This window comes from Methanobrevibacter sp., assembly GCF_045130115.1.
In the GTDB taxonomy this organism is placed as follows: Archaea; Methanobacteriota; Methanobacteria; order Methanobacteriales; family Methanobacteriaceae; genus Methanocatella.
Genome location: NZ_JBGUPC010000053.1, coordinates 1 through 2,787, shown reverse-complemented (window position 1 = coordinate 2,787; position 2,787 = coordinate 1). Strand labels below are relative to the sequence as shown.

Here is a 2,787-nt window from a genome sequence, read left to right as displayed (position 1 = left end):
ATTGAATTAAAATGATTTGCGCAAATTAAAACAAAAACCATAGTTAAGATAACCTTAGGTTAATATGAATATTAAGAATAAATATGTCTGTTGGTATTTATAAAGGTTGTGAATTTTGGTGGTGTTTTTGGTAATCACAAAATTTAAAGTGAAAAAAAAGAATTCCTAATGTATCCTTTCAAGGCAATTAATCCCATTAAACGAAATGATTATAATCCGCTTTTTAGTTTTCAACCAGCCATTCCATGAAATCAACGCTTCCGACAGGATAGTCTCCGCCGTTTTCGATGACATCCTCAACCAGTTCCACTGCCTCGTCAATTCCCAGACCAGTGACATCCAGCTCATAGGTGCTTTCGGGATATTTCTCGAAGGCTTCGGCAGAACACACTCCCAAGGCTTCAGCTTCAAGGTTTTCCCGGATTTTGGATTCGGAATAGTCCCTTTCCATTAACCTCTTTTCCAGCATCTCCGGATTTACCCTCAGGACAATCACCTTGTCGGCGCCGTCGCAGAGATGTGAGAGGTGCCCCTCAAAAATCAGCAGTTCATCACAATTTTTAATCAGTTCATCTACATATCGTGACAACTTGTCGATGTCTATGACCTTATAACCCTTATTCTCATCAATGCCCATTACGAAACCATGACTTATTGCCAGATCATTGATTTTAATCAAGCGTCCGTTCAATCTGGAAGCAAGTGTTGTCTTACCGGTGCACGGGGTTCCGGTTATGAATATGGCAGTCATTTTTTCAGGATTATCCTGAGAACATCCTCATCATCAAGCACATGGTCCGGACCAACCTTCTGTCCCGGAAACTTGACTGATGTTCCCCAAACTTTCGCATGTCTGAAATTCTTGACGAATTCCCTGTGGAGCTTTCCGCAGGCATCGATTACGGTTGAGCCCTTCTTGATGACAAGGGGATCTTCCATGTCCGCCTTTCTTCCCTGAGGCTTCAAGTAAACTCGAACCAAATCCAGATTGTCGAATATCAAATCCTTGAGCTCGTCGATGTTGGTGTTCTTGTCTGCTGAAATCGGAATGAACTCCGGAATGTATTTCTTGAGCTCCTCGATGTATGCGTCATCCACAAGGTCCACCTTGTTCAATAGAATAAGCATCGGGACGTAGGACTTGTTCCTGTCAAGAACATCGATGAACTGGTCCATTGTGACATCATCCCTGAAGAGAACGTCAGCGTTTATGTAGCCGTACTCGTTTAGGATTGACCTTATTGTCTTCTCATCCATGTGTGTGAGCTTGCAGGTGCTTGATACCTTTACACCGCCCAGCTTTTTCCTTTTGACTGTAACGTCAGGCGGATGCTCGTTCGGCCTGATTCCGATTGCCCTTAACTCCTTTATGATGACATCAAGGTGCTGAGGGTTGAATGTGTCGAGAACTACAAGTATCAAATCGGCAGTTCTTGCAACCGAAAGGATTTCCTTACCACGGCCTTTTCCGCTGCTTGCGCCTGTGATGATTCCCGGAATGTCAAATACCTGAATCTTTGCATTCTTGTGCTCCATGACACCCGGAACGATGTCGAGGGTTGTGAACTGATAGGCTCCGACCTTACTTTCGGCGTTTGTGATGTTGTTGAGTAAAGTGGATTTACCGACAGACGGGAAACCTACAAGCACTACTGTAGCGTCTCCTGATTTTTTGACGTGAAACCCCTGTCCCTTTGACCCTCCGCTGCTTCTCTGCAGAGATTCCTCTTTTAATTTGGACAGTTTTGCCTTAAGTTTTCCAATGTGGTGAGAGGTGGCCTTGTTGTAGGGGGTCTTCTGGATTTCCTCTTCAATAGATTTTATCTTGTCTTCAATTCCCATCTGGTTTCTCCTAAAATTAGTAATTAATATTTTAGATTTTTATATTATTTATATTTTAAAATATTAAAGCCCTTATTAGGACATTTAAACTGATATTAATATACTGCAAGTTATTGCAAAAAATCATAGATTATACTAGATAATTCAAAAAAATTTAAATTACTGTGATTAAAAAATTATTATTCATGAACATCAAAGCACCCATAATTATGGAGTTAATTTTCATCGTGATTTCTATTTTGATATATATTTTAACTTCAAACACATTTTTCATATTCAATTTTCTCTATATCGGAACTGCAATAGCTGTTGGACTGTACCTGATGGGTAAAAATAACAGATACGCAAGAAACCTGATTATGCTTGCAGTTGGATGTTACCTGTTTGTTTATGTTGGTATCTTGGGTCATGAAAACTTGTCCCTGTCCGGATTTTGGTATTACTTAAGTTTAGGTGTTTTTGAAGGTGCCGTTATTCATTTTCTAATTGCAAAAATCCTTGGACCATTACTTTTTGGCCGAGGATGGTGCGGCTATGCCTGCTGGACAGCGATGATATTGGATCTGCTGCCTTATAAAACCCCTCAAAACGAAAGGAAAAACTGGGGGTATGTCAGATACATATTATTTGCCGCAATATCATGCGGTGTATGTTCACTATTCGTTTTTAAAGTTGCTAATCTTGATTCAATAATATTTTACCTGTTTATTTTAGGAAATATTATTTACTATATTCTTGGGATTGTTCTGGCATTTTATCTAAAAGACAATCGTGCATTTTGCAAATATGTCTGTCCGATTACGGTATTTTTAAAGATTTCAAGCTATTTTTCACTTTTAAGAGTTGAAGTCAATGAAGATAAATGCATCAATTGCGGCAAATGTGTAAAAGCATGTCCAATGGACGTTGAAATGTTAAACAATTCCAGAAAAAGAGAAAACGGTA

The 2,787-nt window shown here is 39.4% G+C and carries 3 protein-coding genes; 1 reads left to right on the top strand and 2 read right to left on the bottom strand.

Annotated features, from left to right (window positions below):
• Positions 1–223 precede the first annotated feature (223 nt).
• Together ACJMML_RS09120 and ACJMML_RS09115 are read right to left on the bottom strand one after the other, a co-directional pair.
• Positions 224–751, bottom strand: coding sequence for an adenylate kinase family protein (locus tag ACJMML_RS09120; protein WP_405307013.1), 528 nt, complete (start codon positions 749–751; stop codon positions 224–226).
• The gene (locus ACJMML_RS09115) at positions 748–1,842 is read right to left on the bottom strand and encodes an OBG GTPase family GTP-binding protein (protein ID WP_405307012.1); all 1,095 of its coding nucleotides are present in this window, start codon (positions 1,840–1,842) and stop codon (positions 748–750) included. Before ACJMML_RS09115 ends, ACJMML_RS09120 begins: the two co-directional genes overlap by 4 nt.
• 185 nt (positions 1,843–2,027) lie before the next feature.
• Between ACJMML_RS09115 and ACJMML_RS09110 the strand changes: the two genes are divergently transcribed.
• Positions 2,028–2,787: 4Fe-4S binding protein (locus ACJMML_RS09110; RefSeq protein ID WP_405307011.1), on the top strand; the 760-nt coding region annotated here is incomplete at its 3' end.